This is a genomic window from Pseudoflavonifractor sp. An184 (genome assembly GCF_002160305.1).
Lineage (GTDB): Bacteria > Bacillota > Clostridia > Oscillospirales > Oscillospiraceae > Lawsonibacter > Lawsonibacter pullicola.
Genome location: NZ_NFKI01000005.1, coordinates 49234 through 67470, shown reverse-complemented (window position 1 = coordinate 67470; position 18237 = coordinate 49234). Strand labels below are relative to the sequence as shown.

20 protein-coding genes are annotated in these 18237 nt (G+C 57.4%); 8 read left to right on the top strand and 12 right to left on the bottom strand.

Annotated features, from left to right (window positions below; all coding sequences use genetic code 11):
• Positions 1-193 precede the first annotated feature (193 nt).
• The gene (gene rpmB, locus B5F19_RS03525) at positions 194-382 is read left to right on the top strand and encodes a 50S ribosomal protein L28 (RefSeq protein ID WP_087288054.1); all 189 of its coding nucleotides are present in this window, start codon (positions 194-196) and stop codon (positions 380-382) included.
• 53 nt (positions 383-435) lie between these two features.
• On the opposite strand, the gene B5F19_RS03520 is transcribed toward rpmB, so the two are convergent.
• Positions 436-855, bottom strand: a complete 420-nt coding sequence (locus tag B5F19_RS03520; protein WP_087288052.1) for a DUF3842 family protein — start codon at positions 853-855, stop codon at positions 436-438.
• 101 nt (positions 856-956) lie between these two features.
• On the opposite strand from B5F19_RS03520, the gene B5F19_RS03515 reads away from it, so the two are divergent.
• On the top strand, positions 957-1139 hold the full coding sequence (locus B5F19_RS03515) for a hypothetical protein (protein ID WP_087288050.1): 183 nt from the start codon (positions 957-959) through the stop codon (positions 1137-1139).
• Here B5F19_RS03515 and B5F19_RS03510 read toward each other — a convergent pair.
• The gene (locus B5F19_RS03510) at positions 1126-1977 is read right to left on the bottom strand and encodes a patatin family protein (RefSeq protein ID WP_087288048.1); all 852 of its coding nucleotides are present in this window, start codon (positions 1975-1977) and stop codon (positions 1126-1128) included. The genes B5F19_RS03515 and B5F19_RS03510 overlap by 14 nt on opposite strands.
• A gap of 166 nt (positions 1978-2143) precedes the next feature.
• On the opposite strand from B5F19_RS03510, the gene cysK reads away from it, so the two are divergent.
• Positions 2144-3073, top strand: coding sequence for a cysteine synthase A (cysK, locus tag B5F19_RS03505; protein ID WP_087288046.1), 930 nt, complete (start codon positions 2144-2146; stop codon positions 3071-3073).
• A 166-nt stretch (positions 3074-3239) separates the two neighbouring features.
• Here the strand turns inward: cysK and B5F19_RS03500 are convergent, their stop codons facing one another.
• From B5F19_RS03500 to B5F19_RS03490, 3 genes are all read right to left on the bottom strand, one after another.
• Positions 3240-3881: a YitT family protein gene (locus B5F19_RS03500; protein WP_087288044.1), complete on the bottom strand. Its 642-nt coding sequence runs from the start codon at positions 3879-3881 to the stop codon at positions 3240-3242.
• A 176-nt stretch (positions 3882-4057) separates the two neighbouring features.
• Positions 4058-4426, bottom strand: coding sequence for a helix-turn-helix transcriptional regulator (locus tag B5F19_RS03495; protein ID WP_087288042.1), 369 nt, complete (start codon positions 4424-4426; stop codon positions 4058-4060).
• A gap of 15 nt (positions 4427-4441) precedes the next feature.
• The gene (locus tag B5F19_RS03490) at positions 4442-4798 is read right to left on the bottom strand and encodes a helix-turn-helix transcriptional regulator (protein ID WP_162612508.1); all 357 of its coding nucleotides are present in this window, start codon (positions 4796-4798) and stop codon (positions 4442-4444) included.
• Positions 4799-5009: 211 nt separating this feature from the next.
• Between B5F19_RS03490 and B5F19_RS17390 the strand changes: the two genes are divergently transcribed.
• Positions 5010-5180 carry a hypothetical protein gene (locus B5F19_RS17390; RefSeq protein WP_162612507.1) on the top strand — a complete coding sequence of 57 codons (171 nt, stop codon included), beginning with the start codon at positions 5010-5012 and terminating at the stop codon, positions 5178-5180.
• Between the two features lie 214 nt (positions 5181-5394).
• Here the strand turns inward: B5F19_RS17390 and spoVAE are convergent, their stop codons facing one another.
• On the bottom strand, positions 5395-5751 hold the full coding sequence (spoVAE, locus tag B5F19_RS03485) for a stage V sporulation protein AE (RefSeq protein WP_087288039.1): 357 nt from the start codon (positions 5749-5751) through the stop codon (positions 5395-5397).
• Positions 5752-5775: 24 nt separating this feature from the next.
• Positions 5776-6798 carry a stage V sporulation protein AD gene (spoVAD, locus tag B5F19_RS03480; RefSeq protein ID WP_087288037.1) on the bottom strand — a complete coding sequence of 341 codons (1023 nt, stop codon included), beginning with the start codon at positions 6796-6798 and terminating at the stop codon, positions 5776-5778.
• Between the two features lie 184 nt (positions 6799-6982).
• Here spoVAD and B5F19_RS03475 point away from each other — a divergent pair, with 184 nt between their 5' ends.
• The 3 genes from B5F19_RS03475 to B5F19_RS03465 all read left to right on the top strand — a co-directional run bounded on the left by B5F19_RS03475 (position 6983) and on the right by B5F19_RS03465 (position 9346).
• Positions 6983-7978, top strand: coding sequence for a hypothetical protein (locus tag B5F19_RS03475; RefSeq protein WP_087288036.1), 996 nt, complete (start codon positions 6983-6985; stop codon positions 7976-7978).
• The gene (locus B5F19_RS03470) at positions 7975-8700 is read left to right on the top strand and encodes an NAD-dependent protein deacylase (RefSeq protein WP_087288034.1); all 726 of its coding nucleotides are present in this window, start codon (positions 7975-7977) and stop codon (positions 8698-8700) included. The genes B5F19_RS03475 and B5F19_RS03470 overlap by 4 nt, the downstream gene beginning before the upstream one ends.
• A gap of 151 nt (positions 8701-8851) precedes the next feature.
• Entirely contained in the window at positions 8852-9346 is a 495-nt protein-coding gene (locus B5F19_RS03465; RefSeq protein WP_087288032.1) for a pyridoxamine 5'-phosphate oxidase family protein, read from the top strand.
• A 90-nt stretch (positions 9347-9436) separates the two neighbouring features.
• Here the strand turns inward: B5F19_RS03465 and B5F19_RS03460 are convergent, their stop codons facing one another.
• Positions 9437-10702, bottom strand: coding sequence for an ATP-binding protein (locus B5F19_RS03460; RefSeq protein ID WP_087288030.1), 1266 nt, complete (start codon positions 10700-10702; stop codon positions 9437-9439).
• Positions 10703-10731: 29 nt separating this feature from the next.
• Positions 10732-11409, bottom strand: coding sequence for a response regulator transcription factor (locus B5F19_RS03455; RefSeq protein ID WP_087288028.1), 678 nt, complete (start codon positions 11407-11409; stop codon positions 10732-10734).
• A 401-nt stretch (positions 11410-11810) separates the two neighbouring features.
• On the opposite strand from B5F19_RS03455, the gene rlmD reads away from it, so the two are divergent.
• Positions 11811-13442: a 23S rRNA (uracil(1939)-C(5))-methyltransferase RlmD gene (gene rlmD, locus B5F19_RS03450; protein ID WP_087288026.1), complete on the top strand. Its 1632-nt coding sequence runs from the start codon at positions 11811-11813 to the stop codon at positions 13440-13442.
• A gap of 60 nt (positions 13443-13502) precedes the next feature.
• On the opposite strand, the gene B5F19_RS03445 is transcribed toward rlmD, so the two are convergent.
• Genes B5F19_RS03445 through B5F19_RS03430 form a run of 3 tightly spaced genes read right to left on the bottom strand, consistent with a single transcriptional unit; the run spans position 13503 to position 18237 of the window.
• Entirely contained in the window at positions 13503-14549 is a 1047-nt protein-coding gene (locus B5F19_RS03445; RefSeq protein WP_140394148.1) for a DUF2971 domain-containing protein, read from the bottom strand.
• Between the two features lie 36 nt (positions 14550-14585).
• A complete protein-coding gene (locus B5F19_RS17020; RefSeq protein WP_140394147.1) occupies positions 14586-15734 on the bottom strand; it encodes a hypothetical protein in 1149 nt (382 codons plus the stop codon).
• Positions 15735-15738: 4 nt separating this feature from the next.
• Positions 15739-18237: an N-6 DNA methylase gene (locus B5F19_RS03430; protein WP_087288019.1), complete on the bottom strand. Its 2499-nt coding sequence runs from the start codon at positions 18235-18237 to the stop codon at positions 15739-15741.

Genomic DNA, 18237 nt, shown 5'->3' with positions numbered 1-18237 from the left:
TTTGCTTAGTATATCCTATCTCCTTCCATTTCGCAAGGGCTCCCGGCGTTTTCTGCCGGTTCTTTCTCCCGGGATGCGGCAAAAAAATTTCGGCTCCTTTGAAAAAAATCCTTGCATTTCCCTAAATTATCTGGTAATATATCATTCGATGCTTCATTGGAAAGCGTACTCTCATAGCGAGGAGGTAAGCAACATGGCCAAATGCGAATTCTGCGACAAGGGCGTCACCTTCGGCATCCAGGTCTCCCACTCCCACCGCCGTTCCAACCGCACCTGGAAGCCCAACGTGAAGCGCGTGAAGGCGATCGTGAAGGGAACTCCCACTCACGTGTACGTCTGCACCAGATGCCTCCGTTCCGGTAAGGTCACCCGCGCTGTGTGATCGGTATATGGCAAGTTAAATCCCCTGTGGTATTCCACAGGGGATTTCCTTTTTTATGACGCGCCCTCCAAAAACTCCACCGCCCGGTCTACCGCCTGGCGCACGTGGGCGGACAGGCTCAGCTCCTGCACTCCGGCCACCACCACGCCGCAGCTGTTCATGGGGACGAGAAACTTCTTGGCCCGGCAGCCCCCCACCGCCTCGGCCATCTTGGGGGTCACCTCGCCCAGAATGGCGTGGGCCACCACAATGCCCAGGGGACCCAGCACCACGTCCGCATCCATGACACCCCGGACCACCGGGTTTTCTCCCGTGGCCACCTGGGAGGCCCCCGCCTTCTGCATGGCGGAGGAGGCGATGCCGTTGGTGCCGACGGCCAGCAGCTCCGCCTGGGGCAGGCGGGCCTTCACTTCCTCCACCAGCAGCTTTCCAAGCCGGCCGCCCTGGCCGTCGATCACCACAATTTTTGCCATATAAATATCCCTCCGCTCATTTCTGATTTCTTTTTCTGTGCCGGGGCACCGTGCATCAAGAATAGACCTGTCCGCATAGATTCCACGGGGAGGTGTTTGCCATGTCCTTTTCTCTGCCCTCCGGCCCACTGATTTCCGGCGCGGCTGCCGCAGCCGCCGCGCTGGCACAGGGGCGCTCCCGGGAGGAGCTGGAGCGGATGGCCGCCTTCTTCTCCCTGTTGGGGGAGATGCTGGACGACTTCGCCCTGGACGCCCCCGGGGAGGGGCCGGTCATCGATCCATGAAGGAGCGGATCTGCTCCATGTTCTCCATGCCCTGCTGATAGCCCTCGGCCCACAGCATGCGCAGCTTGTCCACATTGTGCTCGATCCGCCCCACCCCGTGGAGGGTGTTTGGGGCGATGACCAGGGCCTTGCCCTCCTTCTCCAGCCGGAACAGCTCCGCACGGCTCTGGTTGTCCCGCTCCGGCCGCTCCTCCATGGTGCGGCAGAAGTTGGGATACTCCCGGTAGCGGCGCTGAATCAGTGGGAGGAGCTTTTCCGGCTTCCGGACGAAGCTCCGGGGCTTGGTGAGGATGACCACCACCCGGTCGCACCCCTGCTCAAAGGCCCGGCGGTAGGGCACCGCGTCGGCCGCCCCCCCGTCCAGATAGGGTTTGCCGTCCAGGTGGAACACCGGGAACATGAGGGGCATGGCGCAGGTGGCCTGGAGGAGGCGAAAGTGCTTGTCCTCGGTGGTGACCTCCTTGTATTCGGCCAGACCGGTCTCCAGGTTGGTGACTCCGGCCTCCACGTGGCCGGGGAAAGCCTCAAAGGTCTGGTAGTCGAAGGGCACCAGCTCGTTGGGGATGGTGCAGTAAGAGAACTCCAGGCCAAAATAGCTGCGGTTGTGCCGGTCCACCAGGTTGTTCAGACCCATGTACCGCCGGTCGTTCACAAACCGGGTCAGGATCTCCAGATTCCGCCTGGGCTGTTTGGAGACATAGCTCACCCCGTAGGCGATCCCGGCGGACACCCCCACCACATAGTCTGCCATCACATTCTTCTCCAGCAGGGCGTCAAAGACGCCGGTGGAAAAGATGGTTCGGAGGGCGCCGCCCTCCAGCACCAGTCCGACTTTCATGCTCTGGTCCTCCTTGCTTGTTTCCTGGCAGAGGCGGCCTCTGACCGCCCTGTATCTTTCATGATACTATTATACGAAATCCCGCCGCCTTTGCAAGGGGGAACCGTTGACAACCCATTGTTTCAGTAGTATGATCGGTTCAGACATTCCATAGGAGGGATCTGCTATGCCTGCCATTGCGCACAATCTGGAAGAACTGATCGGCCACACCCCCCTGCTGGAGCTGAGCCGCTACGGCGCCAAGCACCAGTTCCAGGCCCGGGTGCTGGCCAAACTGGAATATTTGAATCCCGCCGGCTCGGCCAAGGACCGGGTAGGGCTGTCCATGATTCTGGACGCGGAGGAGAAGGGACTTCTGAAGCCCGGCGGCGTCATCATCGAGCCCACCTCCGGCAACACGGGCATCGGTCTGGCCAGCGTGGCGGCCGCCCGCGGCTACCGGGTGATTCTCACCATGCCCGACACCATGAGCGCCGAGCGCCGGGCCATGCTGGCCGCCTACGGGGCGGAGCTGGTCCTCACTCCCGGTGCCCAGGGTATGCAGGGGGCGGTGGACAAGGCCCGTGAACTGGCTCGGGAGCTGCCTGGCAGCTTCATCCCCGATCAGTTCGGCAATCCCGCCAACCCAGAGGCCCACTACCGCACCACCGGCCCGGAGATCTGGGCGGATACGGACGGCAGGGTGGATGTGTTTGTGGCCGCGGTGGGCACCGGCGGCACCCTTTCCGGCACTGCCCGGTACTTGAAGGAGCAGAACCCCGCCCTCCAGGTAGCGGCGGTGGAGCCCGACGCATCCCCCCTCCTCTCCGGCGGGCAGGCGGGCCCCCACCAGATCCAGGGCATCGGGGCCAACTTCATTCCGGGCACCCTGGACCGCTCCATCTACGATCAGGTCATCCGGGTCACCGATGAGGACGCCCTGGCCACCGGCCGGGAGATCGTCCGGACCGAGGGTATCTTGGTGGGCATCTCTTCAGGAGCCGCCCTGTGGGCAGCGGGCGAGCTGGCGAAGAAATCGGAGTACGCCGGAAAGACCATCGTGGTGGTCCTGCCCGACTCCGGGGACCGGTACCTGTCCTCCGCCATGTTTGTATAACAGAATATCAAAAAAGGCCCCTTAAGGCCGTCCGAAGCGGATGTTTCTCCCCTCCGGACCCCTTAAGGGGCCGCGTGTTTCTGGTTGCCTGCGCGGGGTCCGCCCAAAGCGGAAATTCGAGACCTAGCATGGCGTGGAAGTTTTTACACGCCCCGCGCGATATTAATTACAGCTGTTCTTCAACGGCGGCTCCCGCCTTCACTGGAGTATCTTCTCGTCGCCCCACTCGCTGTACCAGGCCGATAATCTGACCAGACAGAATCACCGTCAGCAGGGAGCAGCCCAGCCGGCTCAGGTCGATGTAGGTGGCGGACAGGGCCAGCACCACCAGGTCGCTGATGAGGTAGGCCCACTGGATGTCCCAGTGGGTGAGCTTGGAGATGCTCATGGCCAGAGCGTCGTCTCCGCCCGGCGCGCCGCCGGCCCGGACGCTCAACCCCACGCCGCAGCCCACGAACAGCGCGCCCAGCACCGCCGCCAGCAGGGGATGGTCCGCCAGCTGGGGCCACAGGGGGTCAAACTGCTCCACGATGGCATAGAACAGGGAGAATCCGCCCCCCGCCACAATGGAGTAGGCGATAAACTCCTTCCCCAGCAGCTTCCAGCCCATGAGATAACAGATTGCGTTCATCACCAGTCCCGTTACCGCCGGGGAGAGTCCCACCCAGTGGTGCAGGAACAGGGTCATGCCCAGCACACCGCCCTCGGTCACACCGGACAGGGCATGGACATTGTACAGGCCGAAGGCAAGAATGGCGCTGCCCAGCAGGGCCAGGGCACATTTCTTCGGCTTTATGAGGGAAAACAAAATAACAACTCCTTTGATGCCTTCCACGCACTTCTATTATAGCTGAGAATGGCCGGTTTGGCAACCCCCCGGCACAGTTTGGGGAAGTTTGCAGCCATTTTGGGAGCTGATAAGACCAAAAACGCCGTCCCGGCAGTCCGGGACGGCGTTTCGCCTGTTTTCGACGGGGGAGCGGATTATACTGATTCTGTGCCCAGGCGCTCCGCCGCTTCAATCAGCTCGATCTGACTGCGGAGGGAGGCCATCAGGCGGGGATAGAGGCAGGGGGAGACGCCGGAGAGAAAGTTTCGAATCTCCTCCGCAGATGCCTGGGCGGGGACCTGCTCTCCAAACAGAAGGAAACTGTCCTGAACGCCCAGCACCTCGCATACCCGCTTATAGGTGGGCAGGGCCAGGCCGGTACTCCCACGCTCCACCTCGCCCAGATAGTGGGGCGTTACGTCCAACCGTTCCGCCAGCGCCTCCCGGCTGATCCCAAGGGCCTCCCGTCTGGCTCGAATGCGGGAGCCCAATTCCCGATTCATCTGGGTGTAAGTGCGCGCCATCAAGGACACCTCCCATCAGTCCGGCTGTTTCAGCGCCTGGATCAGCTCGATCTGGCTGCGGAGGGAGGAGATCAGATAGGGGCGGTATTTGGGATCGACCTCCTCCAGCATGGCCTGGATCTGACGGGCCTCGTCCCCGGGCCCGGGAAGCGCGCCCAGCAGGAGCTGGTCCGCAGAGACGCCCAGCGCCAGACAGATTCGGCTGATGGTCTCCAGAGAGGCCCCGGTACGCCCGCGCTCCAGGTCTGCCGCAAATTGGGCGGAAATGCCCGTCAGCTCGGCAAAGCGCTCCCTGGTCAAAGCGGCGGCCTCCCGGGCGACGCGGATTCGGGCGCCGATTTCCACGTTGCTTGGCTTATAGGTCTGTCGCATGCCCATACCCTCCTGCGTTTGATGCACTCAGCATAAGAGATGGTCAGTTTCAAAAACAGTGTTTAATGCACTTAAAAATATTGTGCAATACACGCAGATGAGTTATGATAGTTATACATGCTTTAATACCGGCAGAGCGGGGATGAAGAGGGAATATAGGAAAAGAATGCACCAATAATAGGCAGAGCGGTTAGATAAAGGAGAGATGTATATGTGTATGGAAGAAGATACGCGGGTCCGGGAGGAGATCGCGGTCCGAATGCTGAAAGAGACCTTGATTCCCTCAGCGCAGATCGCCCGCTGGACCGGACTGTCCAGAGAGCGGGTCCACGCGCTGGCCCTCCAGACCAAGCGGCTGGAGGGACGCTGGCCGGAGCGATAGACGTGCGGGCGGGTGGAAACCGCCCGCACGTCAGCTTGTCGAAAAACCTCTGTTCAGACGAATCCGCCCGAGTGCTGGCGGGGGAGCTCGAGGGGGCAGCCGCCCGCCTCGAATGGAATCAAATGCCCCGGAAGCCTTGCTGTGCAAGGATTCCGGCAAGCGAAGCGCGGACTTTTGCGCCGTTGTGCGGCGCAAAAGTAACGGCATTTTTATGTCAGCGCTTCGGCTTGGCCTTGAAAATCAGGGCCACCAGAAAGCCGAAGAAGATGGCGGCGGCGATCCCGCCGGCGGTGGCGGTGATGCCCCCGGTGAGGGCGCCCAAAAGTCCCTGCTGGGCCACAGCCTCCCGCACCCCCTTGGCCAGAGTGTTGCCGAAGCCGGTGAGGGGGACGGCGGCCCCGGCCCCGCCCCAGTCAGCCACGTACTGGTAGATCCCCAGCGCGCTCAGAATCACCCCGGCGGTGACATAGCACACCAGAATCTTGGCGGGGGTGAGCTTGGTCTTGTCAATGAGCAGCTGGCCCAGAGCGCACAGCGCGCCGCCGCAGAGAAAGGCGTTGAGATACTCCATACAAAAACCTTCTTTCCCAGACCGTCAGGAGTCCCGCCGGGCGGAGACAGCCACGGCGTGGCAGATGCCGGGGATGCTCTCCCCCTGAAAGGCGGTGGTGGGGGAGTGGAGGGCCCCGGTGGGGCAGAACAGCAGGTGCTTGATCCGCCCCGCCCGCAGCTCCCGAAGGAGATAGCCGGTGAACACCGCGGCGGAACAGCCGCAGCCGGAGCCCCCGCAGTGGACGTCCTGGCGCCGGCTGTCGAATATCAGCCTGCCGCAGTCGGTGTAGCTGGGGGAAAGGTCCACCCCATCCCGGCGGAACAGCTCGCACAGCAGCTCACCCCCCAGCTCCCCCAGGTCGCCGGTGACGATGCAGTCGTAGAAATCCGGCCCCCGGCCGGTGTCCTGAAAGTGGGCGCACAGGGTGTCATAGGCAGCGGGGGCCATAGCCGCCCCCATGTTGTTGGTGTCGGTGACCCCCTTGTCCACGATCTTTCCCGGCGTGACATGGGTGATACAGGGGCCGTCTCCCCCCCGCTGGAGAATGACCGCCCCCGCCCCCGTCACCGTCCACTGGGCGGTGGGGGTGCGCTGGCAGCCGTACTCCAGGGGGGTGCGGTACTGGCGCTCCGCCGTGCAGAAGTGGGAGGAGACCACCACCCCCGCCCGCTCAGCAAAGCCTCCGTCCAGGGCCATGGCCGCCAAAATCAGTCCCTCCCCGAAGGTAGAGCAGGCCCCGTACAGACCGAAGAAGGGGATTTTCTGCTCCCGGGCCGCGTAGGAGGAGCTGACGCACTGGTTGAGCAGGTCGCCGGCGAACAGATAGTCCAGCTGCTGGGCGGTGAGCCCCCCTTTTTGGAGTGCAAGGGCCAGGGCCTTCTGCTGCATGGCCCGCTCGGACTGCTCCCAGGTGGCCTCCCCAAAGGTGTCGTCCTGGTCGATATCGTCAAAGCAGGCGGCCAGAGGGCCCTCTCCCTCCATGCGCCCCACCACATTGGCGGCGCAGAGGATGGAGGGCGGCGCGGCCAGCGCCGCCGTCTGCCGCCCGATCTTTTTTGTGCTCATGGGCGTACCTCCTCCCAAACCGATAGGACCAGTATGGCCCGCTCCGCGAAAAATATGCCGCTGGGGCAGAATTTTTGTGGAAAAAAGACAAAGCGGATGGTATAATGAAGGGCGGAGAAATGGAAAAGCGCTGGAAACGGCACGAGATCAGCAGGAGAGAGACGTGAGAGGAGCGGTAAAATACATGCGGAGCATACAGGAGATTGACCGGGAGCTGGAGCGCGCCCGGCAGAAGATGGAGCGGTCCCGGAAGCTGGATGTGATTCTCCAGGACCTGAAGGAGCAGAGTGTCCGCCGCCGTCAGGCGGAGGAGGAGGCCCGGGCGGTCCTGGAGAAGGAGCAGGGGGACGTGGAGGAGCTGGAGCGCATGTCCCTGGTGTCCTTCCTGGCCAGAATCCAGGGGGATCTGGAGAGCCGGAAGGCGGAGGAGCGCCGGGAGGCCGCCATGGCCAAGGCCCGGTACGACGCGGCCAAGTGGGACCTGGAGGATCTGGACCGGCGGCTCCGGGACTTTGCGCAGGAGAAGGAGAGCCTGCAGGGACTGGAGAAACAGTACCAGGCCCTGCTGGATGAAAAGGAGGCGGTGCTGCGCAGCCAGGGGGGCGCCCAGTCCCAACGGCTGGGCCAGCTGGCCCAGGAGCAGGAGCGCACCGCCGGGGAGCTGCGGGAGATCCAGGAGGCCATCCAGGCCGGTCTGGCCGCCCAGCGGGCCCTGGAGGAGATGAGCGGCGACCTGAGCGGCGCGGAAAATTGGGGCGTCTGGGATATGGTGGGGGGCGGCATCATGGCCACCTTTGCCAAGCACGGCTGCCTGGACGACGCCCAGGACGCCGCATATGAGGCACGCCGGGCCCTGAGCCGCTTCCGCACGGAGCTGGCCGATGTGTCCTCGGAGCAGGTGCCCGATGTGGAACTGGGGGACTTTGCCGTCTTTGCCGACTACTTCTTTGACGGTCTGTTTGCCGACCTGTTTGTTCAGAGCCGCATCCGGGAGGCCCAGGAGCAGGTGGAGGCGGTGACCCAGCGGGTGGAGCGGCTCATTGTCCGCCTGCGGGACGAGCGGGAGAATCTGGAGGAGAAACAGGGACAGCTGGACTGGGAGCGGGAGCGCCTGCTCACCGCCCAGAGCCGGGCACAGCTCCAGAGCGAAGCGGAGACAGGGGAGGCGGTCCCCGTATGAGCGAGCTGGAGACCCTTCAGAGCTGGATTGACCAGAGCCATAACATTGTCTTTTTCGGCGGTGCGGGAGTGAGCACCGAATCAGGAATTAAGGATTTCCGGAGCCCCGACGGTCTCTACAATCAGCACTACAAATTCCCCCCGGAGACCATGCTCAGCCGCAGCTTCTTTGACGCCCACCCAGAGGAGTTTTTCCGTTTCTACCGGGACAAGATGCTCAACCCCGGGGCCAAGCCCAACGCCGCCCATAAGAAGCTGGCCGAGCTGGAGGCGGCGGGAAAGCTGCGCAGCGTCATCACCCAGAACATCGACGGCCTCCACCAGGAGGCGGGGTCCCGGCGGGTGTGGGAGCTCCACGGCTCGGTGCTGCGCAACCGGTGCATGAGGTGCGGAAAGCCCTATCCCACCCGGTTCCTGGCGGAGTGTGAGGGGGTGCCCCGGTGTGCCTGCGGCGGGATCGTAAAGCCGGAGGTGGTCCTCTATGAGGAGAGCCTGGACGCCCATGTGCTGGAGGGGGCGGTGGCCGACCTGCGGCAGGCCGACCTGCTCATCATCGGGGGGACCTCCCTGGTGGTCTACCCCGCCGCCGGGCTCATCAACTACTACCGGGGGGACCGGCTGGTCCTCATCAACAAGACCCCCACCCCCTATGACCGGAGGGCCGATCTGGTGCTCACCGGACCCATCGGGGAGATTCTGGGACAGATTCAGGTGAATGGGTGAATTTGCCCCGGCAGCATAAAAAGCTGGGCGGCTGGAACTGCTCCGGCCGCCCACTTTCCTTGGCGGACCCCGGCCCCCGGCCGGTCCGCTGTGATTTTGAAACCAGCGCCCCGCCTCCGGCAGGAGCGGGGAGATGAGAGGAGCGATCTCTATGTTTCGTCCCATGCGCCGCTTCAAGCAGGCCCTGTCCCCGGAGGAGTGCCGGGCGGTTCTGGAGCGGGGGACCTCCGGGGTGCTGGCCCTGACCGGCGACGGAGGCTGGCCCTACGCCGTCCCCCTCAGCTATGTGTACGCGGACGGGAAGCTCTACTTCCACTCCGCCAAATCGGGCCACAAGGTGGACGCCATTCGGAGCTGCCCCAGGGCCTCCTTCTGTGTCATCGACCAGGATCACATTGTCCCGGAGGAGTACACCACCTACTTCCGCAGCGTCATCGCCTTCGGCACCGTCCGAATTTTGGAGGAGGACGGGGAGAAGCGCGCCGCCATCGAGAAGCTGGCGGTGAAGTACGCCCCCGCCGGCAGCAGGGAGAACCGGGACGGGGCCATCGACCGGGAGTGGGCGCCCCTGTGCATGCTGGAGATGACAGTGGAGCACCTGTCCGGCAAGGAGGCCATCGAGCTGGTGCGGCAGCGGGGAAAATGACCCATCCATTGAAACACTGAAAATAAAATGAGGCCCCGCCTCACGCGCGGAGACGCGCTGTGGGGCGGGGCCTGTGCGTTTCAAGCGGATTTAAAAGACAGGGAATTTGCCCTCCGTCCGGCCGTGGGGGAGGGTGACGGTAAAGACGGTGCCCTCCTCCCGGCTGCTGCGGACCTCGATCTGCCCCCGGTGGGACTGGGCGATGGTGTGGGCGATGGCCAGCCCCAGACCGTAGCCCCCCTCCTTCCGGCTGCGGGAGCCGTCCACCCGGTAGAACCGCTCAAACAGGTGCTCCAGGTGTTCCGGGGGGATGGGCTCGCCGGTGTTCCGCACCGAGAGGACCGCCCGCTCCTGCCGGCGGGAGAGGTCCACGTCCACCCTTCCCGCTTCCCCGGCGTATTTCACCGCGTTGTCCAGCAGGATCATCACCAGCCGTTCCAGGCTGTCCGGCTCCCCAGAGAGGGAGAGATCGGGCTGGATGTGGCTGTTCAGCTCCACCTGCCGCTCAAAGGCCACCGACTCGAAGCGCAGCACGCACCCGGTGACCAGGTCGCTGAAATTGACTGTGCGGGAGTCCTTGGGCCGCTCCGCCCCGTCGTGCTTGGCCAGAAAGAGCATGTCCTCCACCAGCTCCTTCATCCGCTGGGCCTCCTCCTGGATGTAGCCCAGCCACTTGCGCTGGGAGGACACCGTGGCGTCCGGGTGGGCGGCCATGATCCCGGTGTTGGCCAGAATCACCGTGAGGGGGGTCTTCAGCTCGTGGGAGGCGTCGGCCACAAACTGCCTCTGCTGGGTCCAGGCCCTCTCCACCGGCTTCAGGGACAGCCGGGCCAAAAACAGGCTGATGGCGAAGAACACCGCCAGAGCCGCCCCGCCGATGAGCAGAGAGTTGAGCATCAGCCGTCCCAGAGAGGCCCGCTCCCAGCTGAGGTCGGAGAAGGCGATGCGCACCCGGCCGTCGGAGAGCTGCTCCTGCTGGAACCGCAGACCAAGATTCTGCAAGGTGCCGGAGGGGGTCTGGGCGTCCCGGACCGCCTGGACCGCCTGGGCCAGGGTCTCCTCTGTGACCTTGACCTGGCTGCCCTCCTCCAGGGTGATGGTTCCGTCTTTCTGAATGGTGATACAGAATACAGGGATGGCCCAACGCCACTCCCGCGCCCCGCCCTGGTCGGGCAGATGCAGTTCCAGCTGGGGCGGGATGCCGTCCTGGCGCAGGGCCAGCTTCATGGCGGCGGCACTCTCCCGCTCCAGCTGCTGAGCCGTGGAAATCATCAGCGCCCCGAACACCGCCAGCAGCACCACCGTCACCAGCAGCATATTGGTGAGGATAAATTTCAGCCGCAGCCTGCGCAGCATGCCGCTCTCCCCCTTTTTCGTTGGAACGATTACTTCTGAGGCGTGTCCAGGAAGTACCCCACCTTCCGCACGGTGGAGATGGACACCTGGCTGTTGAGAAAGACCAGCTTCTTCCGCAGGAAGGAGATGTAGACCTCCACATTGTTGTCCTCCGCCTCGGAGTCCAGCCCCCAGATCTTGGAGATCAGGGTCTCCTTGGTGACCACGTTCCCGTTGTTCACCATGAGCAGGCGGAGCACCTCAAATTCTTTGAAGCCCAGCCGTACCGAGCGCTCTCCCGCCGACAGCAGGCGGGAGGTGCAGTCCAGGCTCAGGTCGTTCACAGTGAGCACGTCGCTCAAAACCTCCCCCTGACGGCGGGTGAGGGCCCGCACCCGGGCCATGAGCTCGCCGGTATCAAAGGGCTTGGTCATGTAGTCGTCCGCCCCGCAGTCCAGGCCGCTGATTTTGTCGCTCACATCGTCCCGGGCGGTGAGCATCAGAATGGGGGTGGACACGTGGGCCGCCCGCAGCCGCTGAGCCACCTGAAAGCCGTCCACCTTGGGGAGCATCACATCCAGAATGATCAGGTCGTACTGCCCTGCCAGACCGTAGTCCACTCCGTCCGCCCCGTCGTATACGGTGTCCACCTGATAGCGCTGGTCCTCCAGCAGCTGCCGCAGGGTCTCTGCCAGACGCATCTCGTCCTCTACAATTAAGATCCGCATCACTGCGCCTCCTGTTCTTTGGTTGGTGTATGGGCATTATACGGGTTCAACCTGAAATCTGTCTGAATGTCAATAGAAGGCGGGAATTTCCCATGACAGTGCTATTGTATCAGCTGGATCGGGTCCGGTCAACGTATGAGTGATCGGTTCACCAAGGATATGGTACAGCAGATGAAGGCGCATCTTTCACCTCATCTCATCCAGGGCGGATCGCGCAACGCCTGCCGGTTTTGTCCTGGCAGCCTGACTTTGGCCCAGGCCGCTCCTGTTTTCTTCCCACTTTTGTCACACGCCATTGCATCGTCTGCAAGAGCCGGCCGTGGAATCATTCCATCGCCCTTTACTCCCGCCGGCCGATATGGTATGATAGATTGATTTTTAAGTTAAAAGGACGGTTTTCCATGGAAGTGTGGAAGAAAAACGCATCGCTTACGCTGGAGATCACCGGCTACACCGCGGAGGGGATGGGAGTCGCCCGGTGGGACGGGCGGGTCGTCTTTGTCCCCGGGACGATCCTGGGGGAGCGCTGGGAGGTCCAGCTTTTAAAGATAAAGACTAACGTGGCCTGGGGGCGGGCTGTCCGCCTGCTGGCCCCGTCGCCGGAGCGCGTGGCGTTGGACTGCCCCCTGGCGGGGCGGTGCGGCGGCTGTCAGTACCGGCACATGACCTATGAGGAGGAGCTGCGCGCCAAGAGGCAGCGGGTCCAGGACGCGCTGTCCCGGGTGGGCGGGGTGTCCCTGGAGCTGCCCCAGGTGCTGGGCGCGGAGACCCCCCTGCGCTACCGAAACAAGGTGCAGTTTCCGGTGGCCCAGGAGAAGCGGGGGCTGGCGGTGGGCTACTACCGTGCCAGGAGCCACGACGTGTTGGACGTGGACGACTGCCTGCTCCAGCCTGAGGCTGTCACCACCCTGCGCCGCGCCTTTAAGGGCTGGATGGAGCGGTACCGGGTCCCCGCCTATGACGAGGGAACTTGCCAAGGCCTGATCCGCCACCTTTACGTGCGTACCAACCAGGCGGGCGAGGCCCTGTGCTGTGTGGTGGCCAACGGGACCCGCCTGCCCCACGCCCCCGAGCTGGTGCAGGCCCTCCGGCAGGCGGTACCCTCCCTGGCGGGGCTGGTACTGAACACCAACACCAAGGACACCAACGTGATCCTGGGTCCAAACTACCGGACCATCTGGGGGCGGGATTTCCTGGAGGAGCGGCTGTGCGGCATGACCTTCCGCCTGTCCGTCCCCTCCTTCTTCCAGATCAACCGGGCTCAGACCGAGCGGCTGTACGCCCAGGCCCTGGAATTTGCCGGCCTCACCGGCCGGGAGACGGTGTTGGACCTGTACTGCGGCATCGGGACCATCTCTCTGGCCCTGGCCCAGCGGGCCGGTCAGGTGATCGGGGCGGAGATCGTCCCTGAGGCCGTGCAGGACGCCCAGGCCAATGCCGTCCGCAACCAGGTGCCAAACGCCCGGTTCCTGTGCGGCGACGCGGGCGAGGCCGCCTTTCAGCTGGCCGCCGAGGGGGTCCGCCCCCAGGTCATCTGCGTGGACCCGCCCCGGAAGGGGCTGGCCCCGGAGGTGCCGGAGATTCTGGCCTCCATGGCGCCGGAGCGCATCGTCTACGTCTCCTGCGACCCGGCCACCCTGGCCCGGGACGTGAAGCGCTTCGGGGAGCTGGGCTACCCGGCGGTCAAGGCCCGGGCGGTGGACTTGTTCCCCCGGACCGCCCATGTGGAGACGGTAGTGCTTTTGTCCAAACTCAATACCAAGCAGCATATCGAGGTAGAGTTGAATCTAGACGAGCTGGATTTGACTGCTGCGGAGAGCAAAGCCACCTATGATGAGATTAAAGCCTATGTGCTGGAAAAGTACGATCTGAAAGTGTCCAGCCTGTATATCTCCCAGGTCAAGCGGAAATGTGGTCTGGAGGTAGGACAGAACTATAATTTGTCGAAGAAGGAAGATGCAAAGGTGCCACAGTGTCCGCCGGAAAAGGAAGCGGCGATTATGGACGCGCTGAAACATTTTCAAATGATCTGATAACAAAACACGGATGATTTGCCACTTGGCGATCATCCGTGCTTTGCATTATCCAAGCTCTTATACATCCTGGAGCGGATATGCGTTCAACCTATTTTTTTCATCAATGTAGGATTGATAGATATTTCTGATTCCAGCTTCTTTGGCCATGGAAATAATCAGATTCTTATCTACTGGAGATGTTCTCAATCCAATAATGACTCCTGCCGGAACGCACTCTATCATAGCGGGAAGGTTCATTTTGCAATTAGCGATCATCCGCCATTCTTCATCATATTTGTGGCATTCTTTTTTTATCAAACTATTTCTCTCAACTTCCCACGGAAGGGGTTTTAATTCCTCTTGCATAAAATCCGGCAAGTGAACCCCTAATCGCTGTACCATATCTTGTCCCATAACAAACTTTGCAAAATTGGTTGCATCATGTGGAGTGTCGGAATAATATACTGGATAAACCCGCGTTCCGTATTTATAGACGCCACAATTTACGCACTTATCCATTTTGCCGCAATGGGAACTTTCCTCATCACTTAGGTCGTACATAAGGCAAAAACCCCTATGCATATCAGCATATTTTAGCCAAAGAGTTTCATTGAACCCATTTTCGGAAAAACAGATGGACAAAATCTCATCTTGTATTTTTGACCGTAAAGTTAGTAAATAGGATAAAAACTGGTTTGTTATGCCACTTGAAAACAGCTGTTTTAGCCCTTCGACATTTGTAACTTGTTGAATAAATTCTTGTGGGATGTCGGGTTGATTTTGAAAGGTTTCTTTCATCCCGTTTGCCAACGCTGCTAATGCCTCAGGGGAGCTATAGTTACTGACAAATTCTTGACGGATCTTCTCTACATCGATATGTAAGAAGGTATCAAATGGGTCATCATAGCTGCTTGCTTTTGAAAAGAATAGCTTATTAGAGCGTAAAGCATCAAGATTATTGTTATTCACAGCACGATACTTATATAAAAATCTTGGATAATGAATTTTCGCCATCAATTGATTGACTTCATTCGGTATATCTTCTCCTGAAAATGAACACAATGTTTGCCAATAATCCTGCATTTCATCGTGGCTCATAGCCGGTTTTCGTTCTTCTGCATCCAACGCAACTCCTCCTTATGTGATTGTTCTTTTTGCGACTTAATCAGCCGTTATACTCTCAATACAGTTGGGACAGATGTCAATTTCATTATCTCTCATAATGGAACCACATCGGCTGCAAAATGCAATGGTGCTTTCGTCAAAATCTTCTCCGCATGAAAAGCAATGGTATTTTGGGGCTTTCGCATCGTGAGCTAACTGCTCTGCACCGCATTCCAAGCACTCATAAACCGGAAACTCCACACCTTCTTTTCCGCATTCGTAAGAACTAATACCAAGTTCATTTTCTACATACTCAGTGGCATTGTTCTGATATTTATAATACAGATAGGCTTCATCTCTCAAATCTGTATAACTGCCAGGAGGATCTATTCCCATGTTCTCCATGCAGTACTCGATAAACGTACAGTGTACTTTTTTAATAAATCTGTATTTACTTTTGAATTCTTCGTTCTCATTTCTAATACCGCTGATTCCTAAATGACATAAGTATTCTAAATCGTGAAGTGATAACATATTATCTACGATAAAATCATAGACACCGTCTACGACATCAGAATATTCCGTCTCACAGTGGCTAAGTAAATACTGAACATAAAGATCTTTGTCAGGGCCTTTAAAAATTTCGTGCAACGCCTCCATGTGCTTGGTTATTGTCCGTATATTTTGAACCAAAGCATCGACCGAAATATTCCCTTGTCCTGTGGCATGAGCATAGTCGTCTCTATCGCTTATGTACTTTGAGAGGGCTTTTATTTTTTCATCTTCCATCTCCAATGCATGGAAAATTTTGAATATTTCTTTCTCCGGAATTTTGCTGAAATCATAAACACTTGCATGATTTTCGATGTCTGGCTTATCTGTTCTTCCATTATAAGCATTGATCGGATAGAAGATATCTTTTATCCGTTCTGGACTTGTCTGAAAGGCACGATCAACGCAATAATAGGTATAGCTCATAAAAATCAGATGCGCATAGAAAAAAGAAACCTGATAGTTACCTTTCTCATAATTATCTACGACTGTCTTCTCCAAATCATAAAGGTATTGGTCATAAGTGCCACTTCCTACATCCACTTTATCAGTCGGAAAATACTCCAAAAGCCGAACCAAGAACGAGGGATCACATTCCTCATCGGCTGGTTGAAAAGCTCCATATAGTACGTCTTTGAATGTCTCGCTATACATAATGCTATTCCCCCCAGACCTCGCTAATTTTATCGGCTATTTTTTGTTTAAAGATATCTATGAGCCGTTTGTTTTGTTCTACAATTGTTTTTTCTTCTTCAATCTCTCTTATAATTTTTTCTTGAATCTCCACTGTAGGGCAAGGAATATTAAAAGACCGGATATCTTTTAGTGAGATAAAATTTTGAGTACCGCCACGTTTGGTAGCCTCAATATATTTGGCAAACAAAGAACTATTCAGCACAAATAATACATACTTTGCTTTTACCTCTTGGCCAGAAAATTTTATTAGTGCAACATTTTTTATTGCAAAGGTTGGTTCAACATCAACAATAGCAGGGTTTCCTATTGTCCCAATCATAGGCATAAGGATATCCCCCTTATCCACTTTAGACCGTTGATTAATTTTATCATAGTCTTCTTTTGAAATGAAATTTACATCATCTAAAATGATTGTTCCATTTTTAATATTTTTAGAAGTTACTAACGGGAACCCATCCTGAACAAACTTAGGGCTATCATGTGTGCCATCTCTTACATCACAAATTTGGCCCAAAGGTTTTAAATCCCAACTGGAATCTACCCTAATATTGGGTTTGTAGTTGTCTACAACCTGCCGAGCGCCATCGATAACCTTTTGGTAGATGTCAAGTTCAGCAACAATTTGTTCTTGGATAGTCAAAGGCGGCAATGGAATACTTAAAGTAAGGAAATTGCTTTTTGAAATCTCCTTAAATGTTCCGCCAGATGCCAAAGACACCATTCTATCAGTGAGAGCAGTCATCATATAGGCTACAAATCTATTTGAAACTTTGGTGTCGTCAAGAACTATAATGTTTTTGAACCCTTGATTTGTTGCTGTTTCGTATTCTGCAATAGCCACTCGGCCAATTGTTGCCCTGGTCGATACCAACACTGTACCGGCGGGGAGTAACTTGGCACTGGATTTTTCCAGTCCCAACGGACTGATTGTGCGTTCGGTGTCTTTCAGCTCAGTAATCAGGTTTGCAGCTGGTAAATCAACTAAAGTAGCCCAACGAATGTTTCCATCCCAATATTCTGGAATATCAGAAGAAGGTGTGCCGCCAGACTCTACTTGAAACAATGACTTATCTCCCAAAGAAACCATTTTATATTTTCCTTTAGGAATACTGTTGGATGAATAGCGTTCTCCAACTAAAATATAGTCTTGCTTTGAAATCTGTTCTTTTGAGGCAATGGTTACAAGCGGGTGATGGAGAATTTCATCGTCCGCTGTTTGCGGATCCATATCAGCATGATACTTCTTGACAATACGAATAATATCTGGAATCTCGCTGCCTTTTATCTCACGACGCTGTGCTCCCAGATCAAATCCGTCGTTATTCAGTTTTACAAAAAGAAGCTCATCTTTTAATCTGGCGAAAGACTTGTCAATGAGCAAAATACTGGTTTTGACACCACTGTACGGGTTAAAAACACCAGCAGGTAGAGAGATTACCGCATACAGAAAGCCGTCATCTACCAGATATTTCCGGAGCTCCTTATAAGCATTAGCGGACTGGAACACAATGCCCTCGGGGACAATGATGGCTGCTCGTCCATTAGGATTAAGGTGCTCAGCAATATAGTCCACAAACAGCACTTCGGAGCGCTTGGCTTTTACCCGATAACGGTTGTGGGGCATAATTCCGCCCTTTGGTGTCATGAAAGGCGGATTCGCAAGGATAACATCATAACAGTCATCCCACTTTTCTTCACTGGTTAGGGTGTCATATTCGCTGATTTTGGGCTTTGTAAAATGGTGAAGGTACATATTTACCCGAGACAGACGCACCATATCGGGAGAAATATCGTACCCTGCAAAGTTTTCCGTCAAACGCTTACGGTCATCAGCGGTCAGCGTGCTTTTACCGTCCTCATCTTTGTTCTGTGCCAAAATGTGACGATAGGCGCTGATTAAGAAACCGGCTGTACCGCAGGCAGGGTCCAGAATGGTCTCGTTTTTCTTCGGATCTACGATTTCCACCATCATGTCAATGATATGGCGGGGTGTACGGAACTGACCGGCATCTCCCTGGCTGCCCATAATAGACAGCAGATATTCAAAGGCATTGCCCAAATCCTCGCTGTTGTCATAAGAGAAGTCGCTGACTTCTTTCAGGAACATATTCAAGGTATCCGGATCCCGATAAGGGATATATGCTCCACGGAAAATATCTCGGAACAGTTGGGGAAGGTTGGGGTTCGTAACCATTTTCTCAATGCCTTCCGCATAGAGTAAAGCCCTTTGTTGGCCGCTGTTTTCCGGCTTCATGATTTCCGTCCAAGCATATTTCTCATATTCACCTGTAAAAAACTGCCGGGTGCCGCCAAATTCCAAACCTTCTATATCCATGTCATCCATGAATTTATAAATGAGCGCAATTGTGATCTGTTCAACCTGCGCTTTAGGATCGGGCACCTTGCCCACCAGAATATCACGCAGCGTATTGATCTTGCGCTTTACGTCAAATGTCAACAT

Excerpts from the sequence above, each read along its gene's own strand:
- B5F19_RS17390 (WP_162612507.1), top strand. The coding sequence starts at position 5,010 with ATGTGTATGGAAGAAGATACGCGGGTCCGGGAGGAGATCGCGGTCCGA.
- spoVAD (WP_087288037.1), bottom strand. The coding sequence starts at position 6,798 with ATGAGCACAAAAAAGATCGGGCGGCAGACGGCGGCGCTGGCCGCGCCG.
- B5F19_RS03515 (WP_087288050.1), top strand. The coding sequence starts at position 957 with ATGTCCTTTTCTCTGCCCTCCGGCCCACTGATTTCCGGCGCGGCTGCC.
- B5F19_RS03495 (WP_087288042.1), bottom strand. The coding sequence starts at position 4,426 with ATGGCGCGCACTTACACCCAGATGAATCGGGAATTGGGCTCCCGCATT.
- cysK (WP_087288046.1), top strand. The coding sequence starts at position 2,144 with ATGCCTGCCATTGCGCACAATCTGGAAGAACTGATCGGCCACACCCCC.
- B5F19_RS03430 (WP_087288019.1), bottom strand. The coding sequence starts at position 18,237 with ATGTTGACATTTGACGTAAAGCGCAAGATCAATACGCTGCGTGATATT.
- B5F19_RS03455 (WP_087288028.1), bottom strand. The coding sequence starts at position 11,409 with ATGCGGATCTTAATTGTAGAGGACGAGATGCGTCTGGCAGAGACCCTG.
- B5F19_RS17020 (WP_140394147.1), bottom strand. The coding sequence starts at position 15,734 with ATGTATAGCGAGACATTCAAAGACGTACTATATGGAGCTTTTCAACCA.
- B5F19_RS03460 (WP_087288030.1), bottom strand. The coding sequence starts at position 10,702 with ATGCTGCGCAGGCTGCGGCTGAAATTTATCCTCACCAATATGCTGCTG.
- B5F19_RS03520 (WP_087288052.1), bottom strand. The coding sequence starts at position 855 with ATGGCAAAAATTGTGGTGATCGACGGCCAGGGCGGCCGGCTTGGAAAG.
- spoVAE (WP_087288039.1), bottom strand. The coding sequence starts at position 5,751 with ATGGAGTATCTCAACGCCTTTCTCTGCGGCGGCGCGCTGTGCGCTCTG.
- rlmD (WP_087288026.1), top strand. The coding sequence starts at position 11,811 with ATGGAAGTGTGGAAGAAAAACGCATCGCTTACGCTGGAGATCACCGGC.
- rpmB (WP_087288054.1), top strand. The coding sequence starts at position 194 with ATGGCCAAATGCGAATTCTGCGACAAGGGCGTCACCTTCGGCATCCAG.
- B5F19_RS03510 (WP_087288048.1), bottom strand. The coding sequence starts at position 1,977 with ATGAAAGTCGGACTGGTGCTGGAGGGCGGCGCCCTCCGAACCATCTTT.
- B5F19_RS03465 (WP_087288032.1), top strand. The coding sequence starts at position 8,852 with ATGTTTCGTCCCATGCGCCGCTTCAAGCAGGCCCTGTCCCCGGAGGAG.
- B5F19_RS03470 (WP_087288034.1), top strand. The coding sequence starts at position 7,975 with ATGAGCGAGCTGGAGACCCTTCAGAGCTGGATTGACCAGAGCCATAAC.
- B5F19_RS03475 (WP_087288036.1), top strand. The coding sequence starts at position 6,983 with ATGCGGAGCATACAGGAGATTGACCGGGAGCTGGAGCGCGCCCGGCAG.
- B5F19_RS03490 (WP_162612508.1), bottom strand. The coding sequence starts at position 4,798 with ATGCGACAGACCTATAAGCCAAGCAACGTGGAAATCGGCGCCCGAATC.